2 protein-coding genes, 6 tRNA genes and 1 pseudogene are annotated in these 3,619 nt (G+C 73.9%); 2 read left to right on the top strand and 7 right to left on the bottom strand.

Features of this window, described 5'->3' with window-relative positions; genetic code table 11:
* Positions 1-351: 351 nt before the first annotated feature.
* Positions 352-1,629, bottom strand: a complete 1,278-nt coding sequence (locus tag ACSNOK_RS31730) for a serine/threonine-protein kinase (protein WP_436784248.1) — start codon at positions 1,627-1,629, stop codon at positions 352-354.
* Between the two features lie 659 nt (positions 1,630-2,288).
* Here ACSNOK_RS31730 and ACSNOK_RS31725 point away from each other — a divergent pair.
* Positions 2,289-2,504: a hypothetical protein gene (locus tag ACSNOK_RS31725; protein WP_436784247.1), complete on the top strand. Its 216-nt coding sequence runs from the start codon at positions 2,289-2,291 to the stop codon at positions 2,502-2,504.
* Positions 2,505-2,714: 210 nt separating this feature from the next.
* On the opposite strand, the gene ACSNOK_RS31720 is transcribed toward ACSNOK_RS31725, so the two are convergent.
* The 6 genes from ACSNOK_RS31720 to ACSNOK_RS31695 form a co-directional block, all read right to left on the bottom strand.
* Positions 2,715-2,789, bottom strand: a tRNA-Val gene (locus ACSNOK_RS31720).
* Between the two features lie 20 nt (positions 2,790-2,809).
* Positions 2,810-2,884, bottom strand: a tRNA-Val gene (locus ACSNOK_RS31715).
* 16 nt (positions 2,885-2,900) lie between these two features.
* A tRNA-Val gene (locus ACSNOK_RS31710) sits at positions 2,901-2,972 on the bottom strand.
* Between the two features lie 20 nt (positions 2,973-2,992).
* A tRNA-Val gene (locus tag ACSNOK_RS31705) sits at positions 2,993-3,067 on the bottom strand.
* 1 nt (position 3,068) lies between these two features.
* Positions 3,069-3,142, bottom strand: a tRNA-Cys gene (locus ACSNOK_RS31700).
* A gap of 35 nt (positions 3,143-3,177) precedes the next feature.
* Positions 3,178-3,250, bottom strand: a tRNA-Gly gene (locus ACSNOK_RS31695).
* A gap of 182 nt (positions 3,251-3,432) precedes the next feature.
* Here ACSNOK_RS31695 and ACSNOK_RS31690 point away from each other — a divergent pair.
* A pseudogene (locus ACSNOK_RS31690) lies at positions 3,433-3,619 on the top strand (chorismate-binding protein); the annotation flags it as partial.

Raw genomic sequence — 3,619 nt, 5'->3', positions numbered from 1 at the left:
TCGTCCGCGACCCACGCTCGCCCCTGACGGGCCGATCACCTGCTGCGCTGACCACGACGACTTGCTCCGCCTCGTCCGCGACCCACGCTCGCCCCTGACGGGCCGATCACCCGCTGCGCCGACCACGACGACCTGCTCCGCCTCGCCCGCGAGGGATACTCGCTCGTTCCCCGGCCGCCTCAGGAAACCCCGGGCCGACGCCGGCCCGGCGCGCGGACCACGTCCCAGGGCGAACGGATCGAGAACACCGTTTCCGAAGCCACCGGGCCTGAAGCCACCGGGCCGTGAAGCCACCGGGCTCGAAGCCGCCGGGCTCGAAACCACCGGGCTCAAAAAACCACCCCCGCGTACTCAGACCCGCCCGGCCCCCGGGCCGCCCGCACCGCAGGAATCCACCGTCACCGCCACCGCGCACGCCCGCTCCCGCCCCAGCCCGGAGGACTTCTTCGGCCCGTCGCAGCCCTGCGCCGCCGCGATGCCCAGCGCCACCAGCAGCGTCACCACCACGAAGACGATCAGCCGCTGCCGCAGCAGCCGGGGATCGCCGCCGGTACGCCGGCCGGTCGCCCCGCCACCCGTACGGGAGCCGTTGCGGGGCCGGGACGCGGGCCGCGCGGCCGGCCGGTCGGGGCGCCGCTGCCGCAGCGGCCGGGTGGCCGGCGGCCGGGCGGGGGCGGCGCTGCCCTGCGCGGCGGCCGCCGGGCGCGGCTCCGTGGGCTGGTGGGCGTGGTCCGCGGACCGCCGGGCCGGGGGGCGCTCGGCCTCCCGCCGGGACGGCACCCGGCGGGCGTCCGGCAGCCCGTGCGCCTCGCGCGCCGCGATCTCCTTCAGCCGCAGCGACAGCTGGAGCGTGCTCGGCCGCTCCTCCGGATCCTTCGCCAGGCAGGCGAGGATGAGCGGAGCCAGCGCGTCCGGCACGCCCATGAGCTGCGGCTCCTCATGGACCACCCGGTAGAGCATGACCTCCGAACTGCCCTGCCCGAAGGGGGAGTCCGCGGTCGAGGCGTACGCCAGCGTGGCGCCCAGCGCGAAGACGTCCGTCGCCGGCGTCACCGTCGCGCCCCGCACCTGCTCCGGCGCCAGGAAGCCCGGCGAGCCGACGGCCGTGCCCACGTGCGTCAGCGTGCTCGCCCCCGTCGCCCAGGCGATGCCGAAGTCGATGATCCGCGGGCCCTTGGGGGAGAGCAGGATGTTGGACGGCTTCAGGTCCCGGTGGACCACCCCGGCGTCGTGCACCGCGAGCAGCCCCTCGGCCAACGCGGCCCCGATCGACGCCGTCTGAGCCGCCGACAGGGGACCCTCCTCGGTCACCTTGTCGTGCAGCGAGGGCCCGGGCACGTACTGCGTCGCGAACCACGGCCGCTCCGCGTCCAGATCGGCGGCCACCAGCCGCGCCGTACAGCCGCCGCGGATGCGCCGCGCGGCGGACACCTCGCGCGCGAAGCGCGAGCGGAATTCCTGGTCCTCGGCGAGATCCGGCCGGATCACCTTCAGTGCCACCCGCTGGCCGCGCTTGTCCGAGCCGAGGTACACCACGCCCATGCCGCCCGCGCCCAGCCGGCGGTGAAGCCGGAACGAGCCGACGACACGCGGGTCCTCGCGCCGGAGCCGCATCATCGTCATCTTCATCCCCGCTGCCGGTCCGTCTGACGAGCCACAGCTTACGGATTGCCGGGCGGCCGTGCTGAGAGGCCGCGCATGCGTCGGCCATCGGATGACCGGTTCCGCCGCGCGACCGCGCCCGCCCCCTCTCCGGCGCCCGCCCCGGTCCCGCCCGCCGGCCACCGGCCGTAAAGATCCCGAAGAGGCACGGGGATTGACGGCCCGACGGGTGGCACCGCGCGGGCGGGGGACCCGGGTGGGCCCGCCGCTCGAACACCTGACACGGCGTCGGTCCGGGCCGCCCCCGGCGCCACGGCGACGGGAAACCGGGACACCCGGGACGTGAGGCAGATCACTCCCAGGTGCCCCCCCCGAGGGAGGGCCCGGCCGCCCGACCCCCAGGCGACCCCGAGGCGACCCCGGGGAACCGCTCCTCTGTTCTCCACCCAGGGGAGTACCGGCCCCGCCCCGCCCTCCTCCTCGCGGAGGCGGTGCAAGGGGTACGAAGGCATGACGTCCGGCCGTCTCCCGGCGCCTAGTGTGGTGACCAAGCGACGGGCGAGCCACTCGTCCCCCGAGGTCGGACGCCCGTCGCTGCCGACATCGGCACATGGCCGGGCGGCCCGCCCACGGCGCGGCCGCACCGGGCGGGGCGGGGTCCGGCAGGACCGGGAGGGAGGGGCGGCATGGCCCAGGCGGTACGACGCGCGATCCGCGCACCCCGGCGGGCGGACGCCCACCGGAGCCTCCCCGACCTGCCCGGCCGCCCCGCCGACCGGCGGCACCCGCTGGTCGCGCTGGCCATGGTGCTGCCCTGCGCGGCCGTCCTGGCCGTCGCCTTCGGCGGCTGGGACGCCGTCGTCACCCAAGCGTCGTCCGTGGCCGGCATGCTGGGGCGCTGAGCGCCCGGGCTCCCGGAAGAGCGGTCCGGGTCGGGGACGGGCCGGCCATAGCCCCGTGGGGACGGGGGTGCGGCGGACGGCATGACGGGCCGGGTACCTGGGGAGGTGCCCGGCCCGTCCTTTGCTCCCCGGCCTGTCCCTGTTGCCGGGCGCACCGGCACGACAAACGGCCGGAGGCCGGAGCTCATGGCCCCGGCCTCCGGCCGATCATGGTGCGCGATACTGGGATTGAACCAGTGACCTCTTCCGTGTCAGGGAAGCGCTCTCCCGCTGAGCTAATCGCGCGGGAAGGTCCGTGAAGACCTTGGTGGACGATACTGGGATTGAACCAGTGACCTCTTCCGTGTCAGGGAAGCGCTCTCCCGCTGAGCTAATCGTCCGGGAGGGTGTGCTGCGTGCGCGATACTGGGATTGAACCAGTGACCTCTTCCGTGTCAGGGAAGCGCTCTCCCGCTGAGCTAATCGCGCGGGAAGGTCCGCGAGGACCTTGGTGGACGATACTGGGATTGAACCAGTGACCTCTTCCGTGTCAGGGAAGCGCTCTCCCGCTGAGCTAATCGTCCTTGGAGGTGGAGACGGGATTTGAACCCGTGTAGACGGCTTTGCAGGCCGTTGCCTCGCCTCTCGGCCACTCCACCAGGAGTGCGGGGGGTCGGGAAGATCCCCCTACTCGAGCGGACAACGAGACTCGAACTCGCGACATCCACCTTGGCAAGGTGGTGCTCTACCAACTGAGCTATGTCCGCATGCTCCCCCCGGACCGTGATCCGGAAGTTGCCCCGCCGTTTCGCTTCCGCGTCCCGGCGACGTGTTGAACTCTAGCGGATTCCCGCGCCAGCTCAAATTCCGTTTCCGCAGCGTGCTGCCCCCCTTCCACCGTTTCCTCCGCCCGGCCCGGAGCGGGGCACCGGCCCATAGACTCGTTGACGTGCATGACCTCCCTCCGATGGCCCGCTTCGGCGGCCTCCTCGCCACCGATCTGCGCGACGTCACCAGCGACCCCGAGGCCCTCGACTCCCGGGGCTGGTGGGTCGTGGTCGCGGGCTTCGAGGGAGACGTACGGTGCGCCCGCTTCGGCGACGTACGCCCCGCGCCCCTGCCCGCCCCCGGACGCT

The organism is Streptomyces sp. URMC 126 (assembly GCF_051386555.1).
Classification (GTDB): Bacteria; Actinomycetota; Actinomycetes; order Streptomycetales; family Streptomycetaceae; genus Streptomyces.
Note: the sequence above shows the minus strand (reverse complement) of the source record. Positions and strands in the feature narration are given on the sequence as shown.

Bases quoted from the DNA above. Each gene is read 5' to 3' on its own strand.
- ACSNOK_RS31725 (WP_436784247.1), top strand. From the start codon at position 2,289: ATGGCCCAGGCGGTACGACGCGCGATCCGCGCACCCCGGCGGGCGGAC.
- ACSNOK_RS31730 (WP_436784248.1), bottom strand. From the start codon at position 1,629: ATGAAGATGACGATGATGCGGCTCCGGCGCGAGGACCCGCGTGTCGTC.